This is a genomic window from Prochlorococcus sp. G4PB17 (assembly GCF_059772445.1).
On the sequence record NZ_CM186288.1, the window covers coordinates 849,171 to 869,769 of the forward strand.

18 protein-coding genes and 1 tRNA gene are annotated in these 20,599 nt (G+C 37.2%); 9 read left to right on the top strand and 10 right to left on the bottom strand.

Annotated features, from left to right (window positions below; all coding sequences use genetic code 11):
• From AC6EJB_RS05245 to AC6EJB_RS05260, 4 genes are all read right to left on the bottom strand, one after another.
• Entirely contained in the window at positions 1–978 is a 978-nt protein-coding gene (locus AC6EJB_RS05245; RefSeq protein ID WP_498492726.1) for a PhoH family protein, read from the bottom strand.
• Between the two features lie 37 nt (positions 979–1,015).
• Positions 1,016–1,348: a 30S ribosomal protein S16 gene (gene rpsP / locus AC6EJB_RS05250; protein WP_498492727.1), complete on the bottom strand. Its 333-nt coding sequence runs from the start codon at positions 1,346–1,348 to the stop codon at positions 1,016–1,018.
• Between the two features lie 87 nt (positions 1,349–1,435).
• A complete protein-coding gene (ffh, locus tag AC6EJB_RS05255; protein ID WP_498492729.1) occupies positions 1,436–2,899 on the bottom strand; it encodes a signal recognition particle protein in 1,464 nt (487 codons plus the stop codon).
• A 38-nt stretch (positions 2,900–2,937) separates the two neighbouring features.
• Entirely contained in the window at positions 2,938–4,989 is a 2,052-nt protein-coding gene (locus tag AC6EJB_RS05260; protein ID WP_498492731.1) for an IMS domain-containing protein, read from the bottom strand.
• A gap of 113 nt (positions 4,990–5,102) precedes the next feature.
• Here AC6EJB_RS05260 and pdhA point away from each other — a divergent pair, with 113 nt between their 5' ends.
• Positions 5,103–6,179, top strand: coding sequence for a pyruvate dehydrogenase (acetyl-transferring) E1 component subunit alpha (pdhA, locus tag AC6EJB_RS05265; RefSeq protein ID WP_498492968.1), 1,077 nt, complete (start codon positions 5,103–5,105; stop codon positions 6,177–6,179).
• Between the two features lie 12 nt (positions 6,180–6,191).
• Here the strand turns inward: pdhA and AC6EJB_RS05270 are convergent, their stop codons facing one another.
• Positions 6,192–7,133: an RpoD/SigA family RNA polymerase sigma factor gene (locus AC6EJB_RS05270; protein WP_498492733.1), complete on the bottom strand. Its 942-nt coding sequence runs from the start codon at positions 7,131–7,133 to the stop codon at positions 6,192–6,194.
• Positions 7,134–7,291: 158 nt separating this feature from the next.
• Positions 7,292–8,839, bottom strand: coding sequence for an NAD(P)H-hydrate dehydratase (locus tag AC6EJB_RS05275; RefSeq protein ID WP_498492735.1), 1,548 nt, complete (start codon positions 8,837–8,839; stop codon positions 7,292–7,294).
• Positions 8,840–8,881: 42 nt separating this feature from the next.
• Here AC6EJB_RS05275 and mnmA point away from each other — a divergent pair, with 42 nt between their 5' ends.
• Entirely contained in the window at positions 8,882–10,096 is a 1,215-nt protein-coding gene (gene mnmA, locus AC6EJB_RS05280) for a tRNA 2-thiouridine(34) synthase MnmA (RefSeq protein ID WP_498492737.1), read from the top strand.
• Here the strand turns inward: mnmA and AC6EJB_RS05285 are convergent.
• Complete coding sequence (locus AC6EJB_RS05285) at positions 10,093–11,571, bottom strand: apolipoprotein N-acyltransferase (RefSeq protein WP_498492738.1); 1,479 nt, start codon at positions 11,569–11,571, stop codon at positions 10,093–10,095. The genes mnmA and AC6EJB_RS05285 overlap by 4 nt on opposite strands.
• A 164-nt stretch (positions 11,572–11,735) precedes the next feature.
• Here AC6EJB_RS05285 and AC6EJB_RS05290 point away from each other — a divergent pair, with 164 nt between their 5' ends.
• From AC6EJB_RS05290 to sodX, 3 genes are all read left to right on the top strand, one after another.
• Positions 11,736–12,290: an FKBP-type peptidyl-prolyl cis-trans isomerase gene (locus tag AC6EJB_RS05290; RefSeq protein WP_498492739.1), complete on the top strand. Its 555-nt coding sequence runs from the start codon at positions 11,736–11,738 to the stop codon at positions 12,288–12,290.
• A 95-nt stretch (positions 12,291–12,385) separates the two neighbouring features.
• Positions 12,386–12,856 carry a superoxide dismutase, Ni gene (sodN, locus tag AC6EJB_RS05295; protein WP_498492741.1) on the top strand — a complete coding sequence of 157 codons (471 nt, stop codon included), beginning with the start codon at positions 12,386–12,388 and terminating at the stop codon, positions 12,854–12,856.
• Positions 12,831–13,208, top strand: a complete 378-nt coding sequence (gene sodX, locus AC6EJB_RS05300) for a nickel-type superoxide dismutase maturation protease (RefSeq protein ID WP_498492744.1) — start codon at positions 12,831–12,833, stop codon at positions 13,206–13,208. The genes sodN and sodX overlap by 26 nt, the downstream gene beginning before the upstream one ends.
• A 33-nt stretch (positions 13,209–13,241) precedes the next feature.
• Here sodX and trpC read toward each other — a convergent pair whose 3' ends face one another.
• From trpC to AC6EJB_RS05315, 3 genes are read right to left on the bottom strand one after another with little or no spacing between them, the layout of a single operon-like run.
• Complete coding sequence (gene trpC / locus AC6EJB_RS05305; protein ID WP_498492747.1) at positions 13,242–14,129, bottom strand: indole-3-glycerol phosphate synthase TrpC; 888 nt, start codon at positions 14,127–14,129, stop codon at positions 13,242–13,244.
• 44 nt (positions 14,130–14,173) lie between these two features.
• Positions 14,174–15,616: a dihydrolipoyl dehydrogenase gene (gene lpdA, locus AC6EJB_RS05310; RefSeq protein ID WP_498492750.1), complete on the bottom strand. Its 1,443-nt coding sequence runs from the start codon at positions 15,614–15,616 to the stop codon at positions 14,174–14,176.
• On the bottom strand, positions 15,609–16,448 hold the full coding sequence (locus AC6EJB_RS05315; RefSeq protein WP_498492752.1) for a TrmH family RNA methyltransferase: 840 nt from the start codon (positions 16,446–16,448) through the stop codon (positions 15,609–15,611). The genes lpdA and AC6EJB_RS05315 overlap by 8 nt, the downstream gene beginning before the upstream one ends.
• Positions 16,449–16,689: 241 nt before the next feature.
• On the opposite strand from AC6EJB_RS05315, the gene murA reads away from it, so the two are divergent.
• From murA to AC6EJB_RS05335, 4 genes are all read left to right on the top strand, one after another.
• Positions 16,690–18,066 carry a UDP-N-acetylglucosamine 1-carboxyvinyltransferase gene (gene murA / locus AC6EJB_RS05320; RefSeq protein WP_498492754.1) on the top strand — a complete coding sequence of 459 codons (1,377 nt, stop codon included), beginning with the start codon at positions 16,690–16,692 and terminating at the stop codon, positions 18,064–18,066.
• Between the two features lie 41 nt (positions 18,067–18,107).
• Positions 18,108–18,189 (top strand) — tRNA-Leu (locus AC6EJB_RS05325).
• 8 nt (positions 18,190–18,197) lie between these two features.
• Positions 18,198–19,379, top strand: a complete 1,182-nt coding sequence (locus AC6EJB_RS05330; RefSeq protein ID WP_498492756.1) for an aspartate aminotransferase family protein — start codon at positions 18,198–18,200, stop codon at positions 19,377–19,379.
• A complete protein-coding gene (locus AC6EJB_RS05335; protein WP_498492758.1) occupies positions 19,358–20,596 on the top strand; it encodes a bifunctional folylpolyglutamate synthase/dihydrofolate synthase in 1,239 nt (412 codons plus the stop codon). The genes AC6EJB_RS05330 and AC6EJB_RS05335 overlap by 22 nt, the downstream gene beginning before the upstream one ends.
• Positions 20,597–20,599 lie beyond the last annotated feature (3 nt).

Consider the following 20,599-nt stretch of genomic DNA (forward strand, 5'->3'; position numbering starts at 1 on the left):
CTATCGTCTTTTTTTATCTAGTTCTGCATAGGCATCAACAACGCTTTGAACAAGTGGATGTCTTACTACATCTGCTGAGGTAAGTCTGCAAACTGAAATTCCATCAACCTTTTCGAGTAAATCTGCTGCTTCAATGAGTCCACTCATTTGTCCGAATGGCAAGTCTATTTGGGTTACGTCCCCTGTTACTACCATTCTTGATCTCTCACCTAACCTGGTAAGAACCATTCTCATTTGTGCTGTTGTTGTATTTTGCGCTTCATCAAGTATCACAAAAGATTCTTCTAAAGTCCTTCCCCGCATGTAAGCCAAAGGAGCAACTTCAATAACGTTTTTTTCTATGAGCAAATTAGTTTTTTCTTGTCCAAGTAAAGAATGGAGAGAATCATATAAAGGTCTTAAGTAAGGATCTACCTTTTGCTGTAAGTCTCCTGGCAAAAAACCCAATCTTTCTCCAGCTTCAACGGCAGGTCTTGTCAAAATAATTTTCTCAATTTTTCTCTCTGTAAGCATTCTCACAGCTAATAAAGTTGCCAAGAATGTCTTACCTGTTCCTGCAGGACCTAAAGCAAAAGTAAGATCGCTTTTTTCCATTGCTTCAACATAATTTTTTTGTCTAATTGTTCTAGGTCTTAAAAGATTTCCTCTTTGACTTCTCGCCAAAACTTGATTTGTAGATTTCGCGTGATCATTTCTTTTCCCACTATCCAAAGCTCCAGCTGCTGCCTGAAGATCAACGGTTGAGACAATTTGTCCCTCTTGCCAGATTGGTCTAACCAATTCAACAATTGCCGCCGCTCTCTCTAATTGATAAGAATTGCCTTTTATCTCAAGCTCTAAGCCTCTCAAAGAAAGAGAAGCTCCGGTAAGTGTTTCCAATCTGTGAAGTGTTGACTGACCAGTCCCTGATAAAGCTGTAGCGGCATCGGAATCAGGGAGATCTATACAAAAGCGACCTTTAGTGGTTGCTTCAGACATAAATTTTCATAAAGTTTTTGATATTCATCAAGACTTCTTATTTCGAAGTTTCTGATGCAACATCACCTTTTTTCTTTTCTGATCTTTCTTTTTCTTGCTTTTGCTTACCTAAAACTTCAGCTGGTCGAATTTTCTTTTCAAGGAGACCACCTTTTTCTAATAGAGTTCTTACTGCATCTGTAGGCTGTGCACCCTGCCCAAGTCGAATTCTCAAGGCCTCAGTATCTAATCTAGTTTCTTTGGTTCTTGGATTGTAAAAACCTAATTCTTGTAGAGGTCGGCCATCTCGCCTTGATGTGCTATTACAGGCAACCAGACGAAAACTGGCTTCACGTTTTTTACCAAACCGCTTTAGGCGGAGCTTGATCATCTTCTATGTATTTGTAAGTGGATTGAACTCAAAGGTTCTTCGTTTAAATAATACTCCACAGATGTTTAATTTCGGCTTTTGTTATGTCTAAAGATCACCAAAACCCTTCTTTTTCTTCAATGGTCGATGTCTTCGTGGAGCGGAACCAGGTGCTCCTCTTCCTTTTCTTGACTGATATGGATTAGGACCTGATGAAGGCATACCAGTAAGTCCGCCCATCCCTGGCAATCCTCCTTCCATACCTGGAAGCCCTCCTCCAGTAGACATCTGCTTCATTAGTCCTCGCATACGCTGAAAATCTGCAAGAACCTTATCAACATCAGCTGGCTGATGTCCGCTTCCACTAGCAACTCTTCGTCGTCTTGAGGGTTGTGCTGCCAGTAACTCAGGCTTAATCCTTTCATCAGAAGTCATTGAACCAATCATTGCTTCAATTTTTTTAAGTTGATCTTCTCCACTTTTAATCATTCCATCATCAATTTTGTTCATCCCAGGAATCATTTTTAGCAAGCCCCCTAAGGACCCCATTCGTTTAATCATCCTCATCTGCTTGACGAAATCTGAAAAATCAAAAGTTGCCTCTTGAAGCTTCTTTTGCATGATTTCTGCATCAGCAATTTCAACTTCTTTCTGTGCTTTTTCTACAAGTGTTAAAACATCTCCCATTCCCAAGATTCTGCTTGCCATCCTCTCGGGATAAAAAGGCTGTAATGCCTCAACTTTTTCTCCAGTACCTATAAATTTGATTGGTTTTCCACTTATTTTTCTAATAGAAAGAGCAGCTCCTCCCCTCGAGTCTCCATCAAGTTTAGTTAACACAGCTCCTGTTATTCCAACTTTTTCATGAAAACTTCTTGTAATGTCTGCGGCCTCTTGGCCAATCATTGAATCAACTACCAATAAAACTTCATCAGGTTGAACAGCCTCTTTAATACGAACCATTTCGCTCATCATTTCTTTATCGATTTGAAGTCGACCAGCAGTGTCAACAAGAACAGTGTCAAAACCTTCTTCCTTCGCTTTTTCTAGACCTTTTCTGGCAATTTCCTCTGGCTTCAAATCGGAACCTAAATTAAAAACCTCCACATTAATTTGATTACCTAAAGTTGATAATTGATCAATAGCGGCTGGTCTGTATGTATCCGCAGCAACAAGTAATGGCTTTTTACTTTTTTCTTTGAGAAGCAATCCAAGTTTTGCTGTGGCTGTAGTCTTTCCCGCCCCTTGAAGTCCAGCCATCAAAATAACGGTTGGTTTTTCCTCTGCATTTGCCAAGGGATCATTCTCGCCTCCCATGACATTCACAAGTTCCTCATGAACCACTTGAATAAATTTTTGACCAGGGTTTATACCTCTAACAACTTCTGTGCCAATGGCCTTGATTCTTACTTCTTCAATAAAGTCTTTTACTACAGACAAACTAACATCTGCCTCTAACAGAGCACGTCGTACTTGCTTTAGTGCTTCATCAACATTTTCCTCTGAAATCTTAGCTTCGCCTTTAAATGCTTTTACAGCATCCTCAAATTGATTAGTTAGTTCCTCAAACATTTTCTTAGAGCTACAGAATTGATTGTAAAAATTATTTTTTAATTTCCACTAATATAATCAACAACTTGCCAATTATTTTTATTCTTACCGAGTATATATCTTACTTTCAATGAAGGAATAACAGTTTCTGATAAAATCTCTCCTGAAGAACTAATTCTTTTATCCTGATAGTTTAATTCAACATCTGCTGCGATTCTATTAAGTGATCTTTGAACAATCTTTATTAAGGTTATCTTTGCATCAATAATTTCTCTTTCACCTAGTAAATTATCTTTCTTTCTTTGATCAATGACTCGATTGAACAAAGAAGGTCTTGCAACTAAAGCAAGAGTTTCACTTTCTGATCCTTTCAAAATATCTGCTTTTCCCTTTAACCAAGCCTCAATTAGAAATTGAATTTCCTGATCTGTTGGAGAATCCGAAATAAGAGGCAACCTCTTTATTTTTTCTCTTTCATTATTATTTTGTCTTTCAGTTAATCTATTTGCATCAGTTTTCAAATTTCCTTGTTCAATAGTTTCTGAACTAGAAATAATATTGAGTTTTTTATTTTCAGATGGTCTTCTCTGCGTGAGAATTCCTAAGCTTGTGCCCAAAATAAACAATCCAATAAATGCTGCAGCACTTGTATAAATTGGTCTTTTTAAAATTAAAGATTTTAAATCTGCATTTTTTATAGTCTCAGACACTGAATAATATTTTTTAATTATCTTTTGGGCTAATTTAGATTTTAAGAAAGTTTCTTTACTTTTTAAGCTTTCATTAAAAGCATTTTCTTTCATATTCGCATCCAAAGATCCTCCTGGCATTGCCAAATCAGCTCCTGATTCTGAATCTTTGGATGAATTACTATCTATTTGCTGTTCAGAGGCCAAAGACGATAGAAATGAAAATCCAGCCTTTGCAAGACCTATTGCACTCTTTGTTTCCAAGTGATCTACATATTCTTGAACTTCTTTAGTAGTAAACCAATCATCAAGATTTACAGCTTGGGTCTCAACATCACTAAATCCCACTAAAACATCTTTCCTCAACCAATTTCTGCAGTAGTCACAAAGGGCTGCCAAAGTCTCACCAGGATAATTATCTAACCAGTCTTTTAATTTCTCATCTGAGCTACTTCTAAAACGTGATTCAGCTTGTCTTACATCTCCCAATAAGAGATCTAAACATCCAATTAATGGCATGGAATCAAAACCATTAATGTTGATATTCCGAAGATATTTTCGAGCCTCTTGTAAAAGTTCTGGATTTCTATAGGTGAAGCCAGAGGCTATCAAAGCAAAAGCAGCAAGAAATCCTGCATCCTCAGATCCTCTTCGATACCAATTTATAAAAAGTTTTGACTGTTCTTTTGCAGTTAAAAATTTTCTAATTTGAAGGAAAAATAACTCAAAATCGTTTTGATTTAATCCTGCTATTTTTTCTGAATTTCTTTTTCCTTCTAATCCACCCCTTCTGTTAACAAAATCTTCTAAGAATCTCAATCCTTCTTGATGAGATATTTCATCTTTTTGGTCCCTACTTAATAAATCTAGAATTCTGTATGGAAGTAAAGTCTCTAAATCAGCTTCAAGAGTTTTTCTTTCTTCTAGAAGCTTTCCCATCCTTTGTAACAATTGAATACCTTCCTGGAGCAAATCAGCCCCTGAGGCATACCTTCTAGCCGTCTGCTCATCAATAGAGGCATCTCTGCAAGATAAAGCCGCTATTAATGTCAAATCAGACTCTCTACCACTGCCTAGAGCTGGAGCTTGAGGAGGTTGCAATGCTTTCTTTGCAAGCTTAAAAGCCTGCAAAGAAGCGTTTGATTCCCAAAGAAGAAGCAAACCAGCAACTTCTCGGTTTGAAGATAAATCAAGGCCCGAAGAGCCCTCAACAAGAGCACGCTCGTAAGATTGACGCTGTTTAGGGTCAGATAGAAGATCAGCCGAAAGTCTAAGCAACTCAGATCTCTGAGCTAAAACTTCATAAGTAAATCCTTGCTTGGGAGGACGATCTAGCCTTAACTGAAAAGCCCTGAGGACTTCTTCAGCATTTGCAGAAGGGCTAACCCCCAATAAGCGAAAATGATCAATAGGTAATTCCAATCGCTACTAGGTAATCAGAAAAAAGCTCTAGGCATCGTAAGGGGTTTTAACCATTTTGCATCCATTGACGCTTAAAGTCTAAAAAGGATTGATACGTGAATATGAACAAAGTCATGTCTCCAAACTCAGAACAAACCAGCCAAGACCCTATTCAGCACAGGGAACACGCCGACAGACTAAGTAATCTTGGCAATTCCAAACCAGCCGAAATTAATAGAGAAATTGGTTTAAATCTTTTCAAAGATATGACTTTGGGAAGACGATTTGAAGATAAATGCGCAGAAATGTATTACAGAGGAAAGATGTTTGGATTTGTTCATCTTTACAACGGACAGGAAGCAATAAGTACAGGTGTTATTGGGGCAATGCAACTCAAACATGACTGGTTTTGCAGCACCTACAGAGATCATGTACATGCTCTGAGTGCAGGAGTACCTGCTAAAGAAGTAATGAGCGAGCTATTTGGTAAAGAGACAGGTTGTAGTAAAGGCAGAGGAGGATCAATGCATCTCTTCTCAAAAGAACATCATTTACTAGGTGGCTATGCATTTATTGGAGAAGGCATTCCAGTTGCACTAGGAGCAGCTTTCAGCAGCAAATATAAAAGAGAAGCTCTTAAAGAAAATAGCGATTCTGTAACTGCAGCCTTCTTCGGAGATGGTACCTGCAACATTGGTCAATTTTATGAATGTTTAAATATGGCTCAATTATGGGAATTGCCGATCATCTTTGTAGTTGAAAATAACAAATGGGCAATTGGTATGGCTCATGACAGAGCAACTAGTGAGACAGAAATATGGAGAAAAGCTTCTGCATTTGGGATGCCAGGAGAAGAGATCGATGGAATGGACGTTTTAGCGGTAAGGGGTGCCGCTCAGAGAGCTGTTGAGCGAGCAAGAGCTGGCGGCGGTCCCACCTTAATAGAATGTCTAACTTATAGATTTAGAGGCCATTCATTGGCTGATCCAGATGAGCTTAGATCAGAAAAAGAAAAAGAGTTTTGGGCCAAACGAGATCCAATAAAAAAACTAAAAAATGATTTAACAACTTCCGGATTAGCCTCAGATGAAGAATTAAAAAATATCGAAAAAGAAATAGATCAAGTGGTTAATGATGCGGTCGAATTTGCTCTAAATGCACCAGAGCCTGACCCTAGTGAACTGACTAAATATATTTGGGCGGAAGATTAAAAATAAAATTTTTCAAATCCCACTTGGCAGCTTTCTAGTAAGGTTTCTCAACTTTCTTAAAGCTTTTAACTCTACTTGTCTAACCCTCTCACGCGAAACTTGGAGCAGTCTTCCAATCTCTGCAAGAGTATGTCTTTCATTACCTTCTAAACCAAATCTCAGCCTAATAACGTGCTGCTCTTGTTCGCTTAAATGACTTAGCCACCTTCCAAGTTGCTCTTGATGAATTTTTTGTTCAACTTTATCTAGTGGTTCTTCTCCAGAACCATCAGCTATTAAGTCTCCTAAAAAACTTCGCCCTTCATCGCCATTGACTGGAGCATCAAGACTACTAGTAGTAAGAGCTTGCCTCAAAATTGAATCAAGTTCTTCCACCTCAATTTCCATTGCCTCGGCTATTTCAAGGCGGCTAGGCATTGCGCCTAGCTTATGAGCTAAATCCAAGCTAACTTTTCTGATCGTCGCTAATCTCTCACTTAAATGAACGGGTAAACGAATTGTTCTTGACTGGCAGGCAATCGCCCTAGTCATGCTTTGCCTAATCCACCAAAAAGCATAAGTGGAGAACTTATAACCACGAGTTGGGTCAAATTTTTCAACGGCTCTTTCTAAACCAAGAGAACCTTCCTGAACTAAATCGAGAAGTTCAAGCCCTTTCCCTTGATACTTTTTTGCAACGCTGACTACTAATCGAAGATTGGCTTTCATCATTCTCTCCTTTGCTCTTCTTCCAATTCGAATCAATCTTCTCTGGTGAGAATTAAATTCTTTGTTATCTTCTTTTATTTGACCATCTTCAGTAAGATTCATCATCGTTTGAACCTGATTTCCAAGTTCAATTTCTTCCGCAGGGGTTAAGAGAGGAACTCTTCCTATGGAAGACAAATACCAACTAATTGGATCACTGCTGCGTCGTTTTTGTGATTCAGCAGGCTTGGGTGCAGATGAAACCATTGTTTCTTGACCCCGTACTTCAAAGTGATAAGACTTTCCTACATAAATTGTAAAAAAGCCCTGGGTTTCAAGAAGGCTTCAGATTCTGTTGACGATTAGTTAACAAATGGCACCAAATCGACCATTTAGAGCCCTCTAAATGTTTGTTTCAAAACATTTCAAGAACTTTCTTTTTTTATTAATTCACCAAGAAAAGTGCAAATAGCACTTGCTGTACTCCCTTTTGAGCAAGATGAACCTGCATATGCATGCATCAATGCAGATGCAGCAAGCAAATTTGTATCCACTTGATTATTAGTTGCCAGGCCAAAAGCTCCCATCCCTGAAACGAAACCAGCCAATACATCGCCAAAGCCAGTTCTTGCAACACTTGAACTTACTTGTCCTATTTGCCAGGTTTTCCCTTCTGGATCAGAAATAACACTATGAGCACATTTCAATAAGATCGAAGAACTACAAATTTTTGAAGCCTCAAGTCCAGCCTTCAATGGGTTCGAATAATCAATAAAAGGAAATAGCCTCTTAAATTCATCTAAATGAGGGGTAAGCCAGGTGGGACCTTTTCTAGTATTTAGCCATTTAAAACCCTTCGAAGTTATCGAAAGACGATTTATCGCATCAGCATCAAGAATTAGCAGGCCTTTGAAATCCTGTAAATCAGCTCCAAAAAATTCTTTTTCTTCTGCAATTCCTAATCCTGGGCCAAGCAAAATCGAGTCAAACCTACTTAAATCAACTTCATTGAAGACTTTGGAACAATCTGCAGAACCGTTCTGAAAAGTTTTTAAATCTCCAAGCAATAAGACTTCAGGATGAGTACTCCAAAGAGAAGATGAAACTGAACTAGGCAAAAAAGCGCTAACACTACCTGTTCCACTTGCTAAAGCTCCATTCAAAGCAAGTGATGCTGCTCCCCTGTATATCTCACTTCCTGCAACGACCAGAACTCTCCCTCTCTGGTATTTACTTTTACTTTTACTTGGTTTGGGCCAAACAAAAGTTGACAAATCTGAAAAAGAAATCCTTAATGGCTGGGTTTTAGGGAGATCCGCCAAAATCTTATCTGGGATCCCGATATCTACTCTCTCTAAATCACCTACAAAATCAATAGCTGAATCTTGAATCAACCCAGACTTAAACAAGCCTAAAGATAATGTAGATGAGGCTATGCATGATGAATTTGATAAGGTATTCCCATTATCTGAGTCCAATCCTGCAGGGACATCAATACTAATTAATTTATAAGGACTAAATGTCTTCTTCTTATTCAATAAGTGTCCTATTTCATCAGAAAGAATTCTTGATTGACCTAATCCAAATAAAGCCTCAATCCATAATAAATCAGAATTCGAATCGGGTTTTTGCAAAAGGTTTTTAATCCCAATCTGCATTGCATAGTCGAAATGTTTTTTTGTTAATTCTTTTTTCAATGGGTATGGACACCAAATAGAGATATCAACACCTGCCATATAAAGTTCTCTAGCGACAACAAGTCCATCGCCTCCGTTGTGACCTGGGCCTACTAAAACGAGTGCACCATTTTCAATCAATCCTTGTCTGTCTAGTATCCATGAAGAGATACCAATCCCTACTTTTTCCATAAGAGCTTCAACAGGCATACCCATAGAAAACATTTCTTTTTCTATGTTTTGCATCTGCGCTGCAGAAACCATCAAATGTTCCGAATCAGATTGAGGCCAATTCAAAATCAAAAAGCAACCAAACCCGCTTAAGAGAAGCTACTATCAATGCCCATGAATGTGGAAACAAGGGAAACAAAAAAAGTCATTAATCATTTGACTTCAGAAGAAACAGTCGCAACAACATTAAAAAGACTGAAAAATTTTTCTGGGAATCATTCTGTTGTTGTCGGGCTTTCTGGAGGCGTAGATAGCTCTTTAACGGCTGCTCTTCTCTGTGAAGCTGGCTGGGATGTGGCAGGATTAACTTTGTGGCTAATGAAGGGGAAAGGCTCTTGCTGCTCAGATGGATTAATTGATGCTGCCGGGATATGTGAACAACTTGGAATCAAGCATCACATAGTGGATTCAAAAGAAATCTTTCAAAACGAAATCATCAATAATGTCGTAAAAGGATACGAGGAAGGAATTACCCCTTTGCCATGCTCTCGATGCAATAAATCAGTTAAATTTTCAGAAATGCTGAAATGGGTTGAGGAACATAAAACCATCGAAAAGATCGCTACAGGGCATTACGCAAGGATTAGATATTCAAATGAATCTTTCAACAAAAATGATCTTCCGAGTGATGGAATTAAAAGACATAAGCTTTTAAGAGGCAAAGATCTCAACAAAGATCAAAGCTATTTTTTATATGATCTCCCTCAAGAAATATTAGGAAAAACTATTTTTCCTCTTGGAGAATTAACTAAAGAGATCACACGAATCGAAGCTAATAAACATTCATTAAAAACCGCCGAAAAGCCAGAAAGTCAAGACCTTTGTCTTGCTGAACATTACGGATCAATGAATGCATTTATTGATAAGTATCTACCCCCAAAGAAAGGAGAAGTTGTCCTTAAAAACGGAAAAATTATAGGATCCCATAATGGAATTCAGCATTTCACGATAGGACAAAGAAAGGGACTAGGTATTGCTTGGGAAGTTCCTTTACATGTAGTTGAAATTGATGCCTCATTAAATAGAGTAATTGTTGCCCCAAGAGAAGACTCTGGGAAGTCAAAGTGTATTGTCAAAGAAATAAATTGGGTATCAATTGAAGCGCCTAAAAAACCTATAGAAGTTGAGGTCCAAATTAGATATAGAAGTAAAGCTGTAAAAGCAAAGTTAACACCAATTATTGATAGTACTCAAGAAAGTTATTGTTATAAATGTCAAATTAATTTTGAAGAAGATCAGTTTTCAATAACGCCTGGGCAAGCAGCAGTATTTTACAAGGGTGATTATGTATTAGGAGGAGGACTTATTTCGAAAGAGTATTAATATTGATCATACTTACGTAATCTCAAAACACCTATTAAACTTACAAAAATCACTGAAATTAAAGGTAAATCAGTAATCAATGTATATACTGTTTTCTTTCCATTTAATTCCAAGTCAACGAGTTGGACAAGTTCTTTATTTGGCTTAAGAAGGGTATCAATTTTCCCATTACTTTTAATCAAAGATGTCGGGCCGGTATTAGCGACAGATATTAAATTTTTTGAGGTTTCAATACTCCTTAATTGAGCAATAGATAAAAATTGTCTCTGCAAAGATATAGGATAGGGATCTAAATTTGCAATCACTAAGATCCATTTAGCCCCTTGATTTACTGCTTTAGCTATTGCTTTACCATTACTCAATTCATAACAAATAGAACCTGCGAAAGATGGCCCCTCCCAATGAAGAAGTCTTGATGGATTCCCACTTTCAATTCCACCTACTGCAGAAAGACCACTTAGCAAAAAACTTGGCAATGTAGGAATCCATTCTCCTAGAGGGACTAATCTAGATTTGTCCAGTACTTCCGAAAAAGACTCTTCAACTGGATTAAAAACTAATAGTGAACTTCGTAGAGAACCATTTATTTTCCTGAAACCTCCAGATAGAAATTTAATAGGAAAATCTCGAATCTTTGATCTATCCAGTGGCAAAGTTCCCTCCGGAGCAATTAAAAAAGATGCATTCATTTCAACAGCATCAGTTAATGCACTTTTTACTTTTGAAGGCAAAGCATTTATTTCTTCCTGACTAAATTTTTGTCTTATTGGAATATTTGTTTGCCACATCGCAACCTTCTCTGCCGAATCAGTTGGAGAATCCAACAACAAGATAAATCCAATTAAATGAGCTAACGAAAAATAAGCAAAGCCATGAATAATCAATTTCTTGAATTTTTTTCTAGCTTGAAAACTAATTGAAAGTTGCCAAATCCACCATCCAACTAAAAGATGAATTGAGGCCAATCCTCCCGAACCTATCCATCTTGCTAAGCCAGCCAAATATCTATCTTGTGGTAATAAACTTGGCCCTACACCCATCCAAAACAAGGGGCCTCTAGATAATATTTCTTCAGTTAGGCCCCATATTGTTGACAATAAGACGGCATAAATAAACTTATTTTCTAATTTAGAAAACTGCAGTCTTCTAGGAGCCAAAAAGCAACTCAAAGCTGACCAAATAAAAACGAGAGTCCCTCCAAAGGCTCCACAAAAAAGCCATATAAAAATGGTAATAGGTAAGCTTAAATTAGAGTTTATCCCTACCCAACTGATTGGATGCAAAGATAGCAGCCAGTTATGACTCCATAAAATAGCCATCGCACCCCAACAAAAGCCTCCCCATGGATTCTTACTAGCAGGCCAAAGTAAAGATATTCCCAAAAGCATGAATATATAATTGCCTTCACTAAGAGAGATTCCTGCTAGAGCTCCACCAGCAAAAGCTTGAAAAAAAAGAAAATAGATATTATTCATAAATCCAATTTAGATAAAATATACACCGACAAAATTCATACTCTCTGGTTAGTTATCTTTTAAATAGATGTAATTTGGGTATTAATCTGCAAGAATATTTCCGACTACTCAAAAATGCAGTGAGAGAAATCTTAATTAGCTTTTCTGTTTGCCTTAGCTGCTTGATGATTGCAGTGATCAGCCAAATCATCTCGCCAACTCCAACGAATGCCTTACAAATTGACCAAACAATCCAAGCGGATGTAAGGCAATCCACAAAAACCAGCAAATCTGTAACTAATCCATTTGAATTAGACCCAGAAGACCCAAATCCATTACTTTTTACTATGGCTTCAGATAACACCAGTGCAAGTAACGTTCCTCTAGAAGGATCTGAAATAGGAGCATCTCAAGTAACTTCAAGTGGGCTGAAAATTACTGAATTAGTTTTAGGTGATGGTCAAGAAGCTACTCCAGGAACAAGTGTCTCTGTAAATTACAAGGGTACTCTTGATGATGGGAAAGAATTTGATAGCAGTTATGGAAGAGGTCCTTTTGAATTTTCTTTAGGTGCAGGGATGGTGATAAAGGGTTGGGATGAGGGCGTAGCAGGAATGAAAGTTGGAGGCAAAAGAAAATTAGTCATCCCTCCAGAATTGGGATATGGCAGCAGAGGGATAGGTCCAATACCCTCTAATTCAGTTTTAACTTTTGAAGTGGAATTATTGGGTGTTAAGTGAATTTCTTAAAATTTTCAGAAAGCTCTAGAAAAAGTTATGGCGTTTGTGAACAAACGCCATTAATGTAAAAAAAATTGTTCTCAAATTATTTTCAGATGTTGAGCGAAACACTTGAATCAATCTTTAACAAGCTACCAGCCAAATCTGTTCACGCTCACTGTGACGGACCTTGCGGTGTATACGACCCTGCTTCTGCGAGAGTTGCCGCTGAGGCAGTTTTGTCTATGACAAAAAAACTCATTGCCCTATCTCCAGCTGGTAACGATCAAGCTTCCGTTTCAGCTTATAACAATACTTTTTCTCGCTTCGTTGCGATTAAAGAAGAAGAATCACAAAAGGCCAAAAAAGAACTTTTGATCCTCTGGACTGATTACTTCAAACCTGAACACTTAGCTACATATCCAGATCTTCATGAAACTTTTTGGAAAGCAGCAAAGCTTTGTAGTGCATGCAAGGTAAATATTGATCAAACCAAGGCAGAAGAATTGTTATCAGCTGTACAAAAGATTCACTCGATGTTTTGGTCTTCAAAAGGTAGAAGTGATAACTGGGTTACAGCAAGCTGATAAACGCCTTTTCCAAAAGCCAGACTTATTTACTTTATTTACCTTAATAATCGGATACCGACAACATTTACGTGTTGTCGGTACTTCTATGGAGGGAACGCTCAAAGAGGGAGATTTAATAATATATAAAAAATTAAATCCAAAAAATATTGACTTAGAAATAGGAGATATCGTCATTGCCTCTCATCCAAAAACAAAAAATAAGTTAATCATTAAAAGAATTCATCGGATTTATCAAAATAAATTTGATTTAAGAGGAGATAACTCTTCGGCAAGCATTGATAGTAGAGAATTGGGTTTAATTAAATTAGATTTAATCATTGGAAAAGTAGAAAAAATTTTCCCTAAATAAATTTAATTGATTGATATAGATCTTTTCCTTAATTTATAAGTTACCAATTAACTTTTTAACTCCACCCAATATATCTTCCTGTGACATAAGAGATTCACCAACCAAAACAGCATCAGCCCCATAACCATGAACCAAAGTCAAATCTTCTCGAGAAAATAGACCTGACTCACTCACCAAAGTAATAGATTTTTCTTTAATTTGATCAACATATTTCTTAGCCAATTCCCTTGTAACTTCGAGATCAGTTTTAAAACTCTTTAAATTTCTATTATTAATACCTATTAAATTAAATACATTAATATTTAGGACTCGTTCAAGTTCTTCTGAGTCATGAACCTCTACCAATATTGTCAATCCCAAATGATCAGCGACCTTCGATAGGTATTTTAAATCAGAATCGGTTAGGATTGCAGCTATCAAAAGTGCCGCATCAGCTCCTGAAGCTCTTGCTTGATAAAGCTGATATGGATAAAGAATAAAATCCTTACATAGGATAGGTATTGTAATTTCCTTTCTAACTTCAACTAAGACATCAAAACCACCTTGAAAAAATTTTTTATCTGTTAACACTGATATGCAGTTAGCACCCCCCTCTTGATACATTTTTCCTATCATTCTCGCGTCAAAGTCTTCTCTAATTATCCCTTTACTTGGACTAGCTTTTTTTATTTCTGAGATTAGTGCTGGTTTCGACTTACTATTTGTTAATGCACCTATAAAATTTTTCGTTTTTGGTAAATCCTTAATCTTTTTTTTTAAATCTTCAAGCGAAACTTTTTTTCTTGCAATCTCAACTTCTATATGTTTTTCCCAAACAATTTCCTCCAAAATATTTTTTGGTTTTGAGTCTGGATGAGGGATTGCATACTCTAAATTAGCGACTTTTATACTTGGGTTAGGAGGTCTTCTTCTGATTTCCATAATTTAAATAATTAATGATCTATAAAAATAAACTTTTGATTTAACTACTTCTTAATTTGTAAAGATGCCTGTTTATAGGCAACCTCAACAACTTCGCTTAATGTTGGATGAGTATGAATTTCTTTTGCAAGGTCATTGACTCGTTGTCTTCTTGAAATTGCATTAGACACCTCTTGTATAAGATCAGCCGCATGTAACCCATAAATATGAGCACCAAGGACCTCTCCCGTCTCTTTATTAAAAATCAACTTCATAATTCCATCACTTTCTAATTCAGCCAATGCCTTAGAGTTCGCTTTAAAATAGCTTCTAACGATTCCAAGTTCAAAGCCCTCATTTTTCGCCAGATCTTTTGCTTCCTCTTCCGAAAGTCCAACGGAACTTATCTCAGGGTGAGTAAAAGTCGCTGCAGGAATACTTCTATAGTCAATTTCTATTGCTTTTCCTAAAATATTTTCTACAGCAATACTCCCTTGCGCTGCAGCAGTATGAGCCAACATCAACTTACCCGTGACATCTCCTACTGCCCATAGATTAGGAACTGGTTGTTCATTTACCAATACTCTCATCTGATCATCAATTGGAATAAAACCTCTTGTTGTTTCAACTCCAACGGATTGTAGATTTAGATTTTTAGTCGAAGGTACTCTGCCTGTTGCGACTAGAACAGCATCAACTTGTAACTCCTCAATAACTTCTCGACTCTTTGCATCTGTAAGCTCTACCTCGACGGGACAACCTGGCTTAACTTTAGTAGCGAATACTCCAGCTCGAGTTTCAATATCTCTTTTATCAATTAGGTTTCTTGAAGCAATTTTCGTGATATCTGGATCAAAAGTAGGCATTACTTTATCTAGAGCTTCAATCATGGTTACCTCACAGCCTAAAGCGGTATAAATATCAGCGAATTCCAAACCTATATAGCCACTACCAATTATTGCAATCCATCTTGGTAACCATTCTAAATTAATAGCCTCATCACTTGTAAAAACAGATCGTCCATCAATTTCAATTCCAGGCGGTACAAAAGGGTCTGAGCCTGTAGCCAAGATAATATTTTTAGCGGAAAAAATTCTATCAACTCCATTAGCTTCTCTTAAACCGACCTTTTGATTACCTTCTAGACGTCCTTCTCCTCTAAGTATCTCTACTCCCGATCTTTCTAATGTTTTGGTTAGATTTTTTCTAATTGTCTCAACTAAGTTTTTAGCATGTTCGGCAATTTTTTTACGTTCAAATCTAACAGGAGCGGAATGGATCCCAAATTCAGCAAGATGAGGAACATTAGCAAGCTCACGAACTTTGCCACTTGCTGCTAGTAATGCTTTAGAGGGGACACAGCCTCTATTGACACAGGTTCCGCCCATATCTCTTGATTCGACAATCGCCACTTTCATGCCAGCCTCTGCTGCATGTTTAGCAGCATCAAAACCTCCATATCCAGCTCCGACAACAATTAAGTCAAAGTCAAAAGAAATTTCACTCACGGTTTTTTTTGGATACCCTTACCATTTTTACTCTTTGTCGCTCCAACAACAGAGGAACTGCAGCAGATGCCACATTTAGTGAATCAACTAATGAGCTATGAGGCAGCGTAACAAAGTCTGTACAACAGGCTTCAATTGAAGAATGAACACCTGAGCCTTCATTACCAAGAACCAATACAGTAGGGAGATCCCAGTCTAATTCCCAATAAGGTTTCACTTCCTTATCAGTAATTTTATTCGGTGAAATTGTTCCTACTACTTGGTAATTATCATCAATTGCAATATTGAGTTTTGAAACAAGTATTTCAATACTTGATGAAGATGAATCTCCAATTCGTTCAAAAGGTAAATGAAGAACTGACCCAGCTGAGGATCTTAAAACCTTTTGATTTAGGGGATCTGCTCCAGCAGCCAACCACATAACTTCATATTCACCAGCAAGGGCTGATCGGAATAAATTCCCCAAATTGCCTGGATCTTGAATTCTATCTAAAGCCAAAATGTGTTTTGGGGCTTTTCCCGGTTTTGGCAACCCTGACATTGGAAATATTGCTGCTACACCATTAGGTGTCACTGTTGACAAAGATGCTTCTAGAACGTTCGAAGTTACTAGGGTTAATACGGATCTGGAAGCTATTTTTTTTAAAACTTCCTCATGCTCATCACACCATTCAGGAGTTGCAATTATTTCTGTTGGCAAAAAATTTGTTTTCAAAGCCTCTTCTAACAAATGAGACCCCTCAAGCAAGAGAGAAGAATGCTCTTCACGTCCAGTTTTTTTCAAAAGACCCCTTAATTTTCTAACCAAAGGGTTTCTTTTACTTGTAATCAATGGCAAATATGAATTATTAATTTTCTAACCTCAAATTATTTAATTTTTGAAAAGCAAAAAAGTTTCTTTCATTGAGATAAACAATTAATTTTCTTATTAAGTTCAACAAAACTATAATGAAATTTTATTCAAACTTTCAACATTATCAATATTTAATTTGAACCCATCAATTTTCAATAAGGTTGACTGGACTATTTTAAATCCACTTGGCATTATGGCTTGGTAAGCAGTTTGCTTCAACATGAGTAGTGTGGCGACAATTAAAAGGAATATTATTCCGCCACATCTGGAGGTAAAAGGAGGGCGTCCGCTTAGTGGGGTTTTAAAAGTTAGTGGGGCAAAAAATTCTTCGCTCGCTTTAATGGCTGCGTCTATTCTTACGAAAGAAAAACTCCTAATTAAAAATGTCCCACAACTTACGGACATTGAAGTCATGTCAGAGATTCTCTGTAATTTGGGCGCAAAGTTAACTAAAACAAATAATTCTATTGAGATTAATGCAGAGTCCATTTATAACGCTGAATTACCCTATCAACTAGTTCATAGCTTGAGAGCAAGTTTTTTCTGTGTTGGGCCCTTACTTACAAGACTTGGAGAAGCAAAAATCCCTTTGCCTGGTGGTTGCAATATTGGAGCAAGACCTGTGGATGAACATATCAATGGTCTAAAAGCTTTAGGAGCGGAAGTTGAAGTTATAAATGATGTTGTAAAAGCTCAAGTTTCAACCAAAAACAAAAGATTACATGGAGCAAATATTACTCTTAAATATCCCAGTGTTGGAGCGACGGAAACCATATTGATGGCTTCTTGCTTAGCTTTAGGCAAAACAACAATATCGAACCCGGCTAGAGAACCAGAGATCCAGGATCTCGCGAAGATGCTTAATTCAATGGGAGCAAAGATTTTTGGAGCTGGAACGAAAAGAATCACAATCATTGGAGTGGAATCTTTAAGCGGGACTTCTCATTGTGTTATCCCCGACAGGATAGAAGCAGGAACTTTTCTTATTGCTGCAGCAATAACACGATCGCCTCTCATCGTTGGTCCAGTAATTCCAAATCATTTGAGCACTGTTATTTCAAAATTACAAGAATGTGGCTGTTCAATATCTCATCATGGGAATCATCATTTAAAAATCATTCCAAGAGAAATATCAGGAGTTGACATAACCACAAGTCCATTCCCTGGCTTTCCAACTGATCTTCAGGCTCCATTTATGTCATTAATGGCCACAGCTAAAGGTTCAAGCAAAATCAAAGAAAGAGTTTTTGAGAAGAGAATGCAACATGTTTTGGAGCTAAATAAGATGGGGGCCTGTATTTATCTAGAAAACAATACTGCTTACATAAAAGGAGTAAAAGAACTTATAGGTTCAAATGTAAATGGAGGAGATTTACGTTCTTCTGCTGCCATTATCCTTGCATGTCTCTCTGCCAAAGGAAATAGTATTTTCACTGGCCTTGAACACTTAGATAGAGGTTATGAAAAATTGGAAGAAAAATTAACTAGTGTAGGTTCTATTATTGCTAGAAAATTTGATCAAACAACATCTCATAGTTCTTTCTCTAACAAAATAATTAGTGAAGACAATATTGATACTCAAAAAAATGCAGCTTAGTTTCATATTTTTGCTAGTTTTAACATAAAATAAAAAATAATGGGAGCGTGGTGGAATTGGTAGACGCACCGCACTCAAAATGCGGCACCTTCGGGTTTGTCGGTTCAAGTCCGACCGCTCCCACTTCATTGATGAAAACTTACAATCGTTTTCCCTTAGATCTCATCAAGGGTAAAGGCTCATGGGTTTGGGACCAAAAAGGCCGGAAATATCTTGATGCTGTGGCTGGTATTGCAACTTGTTCACTAGGCCATAGTGATAAAGCATTAATCAAATCCCTATCAAAACAATTAAGAAAACTTCAACATGTATCTAACCTTTACGGGATACCAGAGCAAGAAGAGCTATCTCAATGGTTAACTTCACAAAGTTTTGCCAAGAGTGTCTTTTTTTGCAATAGCGGTGCTGAAGCAAACGAAGCTGCAATTAAATTGGCAAGAAAATATGGACATAAAGAACGTAACATCGACAACCCAATCATTCTTTGCTCAAGGGAAAGCTTTCATGGAAGAACACTCGCAGCTGTAAGTGCTACAGGGCAACCAAAATACCACAAAGGTTTCGAGCCAATGGTTCAGGGATTTAAGTTTTTTTCTTATAACGACAGTGAATCTTTTGAAAATCTATTTGATGATTTAGAAAAAACAGGTCCACAAATTGCAGCTGTATTTATTGAACCCATACAAGGTGAGGGAGGTATAAATATTGGGAGAAAATCGTTTTTTGAGCTCTTAAGAAAAAAATGTACCTACAGCAATGTTTTATTGATATTTGATGAAGTCCAAACTGGAATGGGAAGAACAGGTACTCTTTGGGGATATGAACAACTAGGTATTAAACCTGATGTTTTCACACTAGCCAAAGGGCTTGGTGGAGGTCATGCCATTGGAGCTCTATTGGTTAATGAATTAGCTGATGTCTTTCAGCCCGGTGATCATGCCAGCACTTTTGGAGGGAATCCTTTCGCTTGCAGAGCAGCTCTAACTGTTGGGAAAGAAATACAAAAAAGAGACCTCCTAAATAAAGTTACCGAGAGAGGTACTCAATTAAAAGAAGGATTAATTAAACTTTCAAATAAATATTCAGACATATTTATTTCCAATCGAGGCGTTGGACTTATTCAAGGTCTCGTTATAAAAGACAATATCAAAATAACATCTCTTGATATTGTCAAATCCGCCTTAGAAGAAAAACTACTTCTAGTATCAGCTGGTGAAAAAGTATTAAGGATAGTCCCTCCTTTAACTATTACAAAAAAAGAAATCAACGAGCTTTTATCGAGACTAGACAAATGTCTGATGAAACTTTCATAACACAATCAGATTCCATTTTTGAAAGCAAGAGCAAAGAATATAAAGATATGAAGCTGGGCATAGATCGTATGTCATTGGCTATTAATGCCATTGGAGATCCATGTAAAAAAACACCTGCTATTCACATAGCAGGAACAAATGGGAAAGGCTCTATTGCCGCTTTTACTAATAGTGTTCTTAGCTTAGTAAATATCAAAACCGGAGTTACCACCTCTCCCCATTTAGTTGATTGGGTCGAGAGAATTTGTATCAACAAGACTCCAATATCAAAAGAAGAATTTCAATCATTAAGCCTGTCTCTTTCTCCAATTGTTAAAAAATATAGCTTGACTCCTTTTGAATGTGTCATAGCAATAGCACTTAAATATTTTACTTTAAAGGATGTTGAACTTCTTATCCTTGAAGTAGGGCTAGGAGGCAGACTAGATGCAACAACCGCGCATCAATATAGACCTATTATTGCATTTGGAGCTATTGGGCTTGATCATTGTGAATACTTAGGTAATAGCCTAGAAAAAGTAGCTATTGAGAAAGCAGCTGTAATAACTACAAAGAGCACTGTTATTACAGCTGCTCAACATAATATTGTAAAAAGAGTTTTCGAGGAGACTGCTAAAAGGAAACAAGCAGTCATTCATTGGGTAGATCCGATTCCATCAGACTGGAAACTCGGCCTATCAGGAGCAATACAGAAAGAAAATGCAGCTGTAGCCAAGGGGATTATTGAATCCTTAAGAAATCTTGGATGGAATATTTCTGAAGGACAACTTCGAGAAGGCTTATCTCTTGCTAAATGGCCTGGAAGACTTCAAACAACAAAATGGCAAGGGATGCCCATAGTTGTTGATGGTGCACATAATCCTCATGCGGCTAAGCAATTATCAATTGAAAGAGACACATGGACTGATCAAGAAAGTGGAATTATTTGGATACTAGGGATTCAAAATAGAAAAGACATGATAGGCATTTTGCATAAGCTAATTAGAGAAAAAGATTTAGCTTGGATCGTTCCTGTCCCAGGCCAACAGAGCTGGTCTAAAGATCAAATTTTAAGTTTTTGCCCTGAATTTAAAGACCAAATCAAAGAAGCGCTTAGCGTGGAAGATGTTTTATCAGCACTTAAAAAACAACCTAAATGGCCCTCTCCACCACCTATCATTTCAGGATCGCTATATTTAATAGGTGATCTTTTTCAAAGGGAAATATTGACAAGTTAAATT

Bases quoted from the DNA above. Each gene is read 5' to 3' on its own strand.
- AC6EJB_RS05285 (WP_498492738.1), bottom strand. From the start codon at position 11,571: ATGAATAATATCTATTTTCTTTTTTTTCAAGCTTTTGCTGGTGGAGCT.
- AC6EJB_RS05245 (WP_498492726.1), bottom strand. From the start codon at position 978: ATGTCTGAAGCAACCACTAAAGGTCGCTTTTGTATAGATCTCCCTGAT.
- AC6EJB_RS05330 (WP_498492756.1), top strand. From the start codon at position 18,198: ATGAAAACTTACAATCGTTTTCCCTTAGATCTCATCAAGGGTAAAGGC.
- AC6EJB_RS05290 (WP_498492739.1), top strand. From the start codon at position 11,736: ATGATTGCAGTGATCAGCCAAATCATCTCGCCAACTCCAACGAATGCC.
- ffh (WP_498492729.1), bottom strand. From the start codon at position 2,899: ATGTTTGAGGAACTAACTAATCAATTTGAGGATGCTGTAAAAGCATTT.
- rpsP (WP_498492727.1), bottom strand. From the start codon at position 1,348: ATGATCAAGCTCCGCCTAAAGCGGTTTGGTAAAAAACGTGAAGCCAGT.
- murA (WP_498492754.1), top strand. From the start codon at position 16,690: ATGAGTAGTGTGGCGACAATTAAAAGGAATATTATTCCGCCACATCTG.
- AC6EJB_RS05335 (WP_498492758.1), top strand. From the start codon at position 19,358: ATGTCTGATGAAACTTTCATAACACAATCAGATTCCATTTTTGAAAGC.
- mnmA (WP_498492737.1), top strand. From the start codon at position 8,882: ATGCCCATGAATGTGGAAACAAGGGAAACAAAAAAAGTCATTAATCAT.
- trpC (WP_498492747.1), bottom strand. From the start codon at position 14,129: ATGGAAATCAGAAGAAGACCTCCTAACCCAAGTATAAAAGTCGCTAAT.
- sodN (WP_498492741.1), top strand. From the start codon at position 12,386: ATGTTGAGCGAAACACTTGAATCAATCTTTAACAAGCTACCAGCCAAA.
- pdhA (WP_498492968.1), top strand. From the start codon at position 5,103: ATGTCTCCAAACTCAGAACAAACCAGCCAAGACCCTATTCAGCACAGG.
- AC6EJB_RS05270 (WP_498492733.1), bottom strand. From the start codon at position 7,133: ATGGTTTCATCTGCACCCAAGCCTGCTGAATCACAAAAACGACGCAGC.